This is a genomic window from Bacillus cereus group sp. N6 (genome assembly GCF_016483705.1).
GTDB classification, from domain to species: domain Bacteria; phylum Bacillota; class Bacilli; order Bacillales; family Bacillaceae_G; genus Bacillus_A; species Bacillus_A wiedmannii.
Genome location: NZ_JAEHBI010000199.1, coordinates 1 through 577, shown reverse-complemented (window position 1 = coordinate 577; position 577 = coordinate 1). Strand labels below are relative to the sequence as shown.

Below are 577 nucleotides of genomic sequence, written 5' to 3'. Positions count from 1 at the left end.
GCCTTTTCAGCCGCCTTTTCAGCCTCTACAATAGATTTTTCAATTTCTTTTCCTTTGTTCACAGCTGCGATTGCAGACTCAGCCACCGGTGTAATAATTTCTTTGGATAAACTATATACATCCTTGAAAATATCAAATCCTTTGGCATTCAATGTACCTGGGATGAGTGCAAGTTCTTGTAAATTCTTTTGTATCTTATTTCTGGCTTCTAATAAAGCCGTATTATATTGATCAATTTTCCCAGAACCGGATCCACTTAATAGGTCTTTCCCCTCTTTTGCATGATCACCTAGCTTCGTCATGTCATTATCTAAGTTAGATTGAAAATCTTGTAGTTCATTGATATGACTTTGGATTTTCCCTTGATTTAAGGTAACAACATCTTGAAGCGCTTCTAATCTATCTAAAAAACCCTGCTGATCTTTATTATTATCAACAAATTGTTTTAAAGCCGGATAGTAACTATTAAACTTAGTAGTAAACCCTTTGCTTTTCGCATTTAGTAAAATCAAATGTGGATACAATTCTGATGACCATTCCTGCATATCTTGTTTAATTAATAATTGATCTGTTTGTA

General features: G+C 33.8%; 1 protein-coding gene. It reads right to left on the bottom strand.

Translation table 11 applies throughout. From position 1 onward, the window contains the following. Nucleotides 1–577: HBL/NHE enterotoxin family protein (locus tag JDS99_RS30925; protein WP_199696495.1), on the bottom strand; the 577-nt coding region annotated here is incomplete at both ends.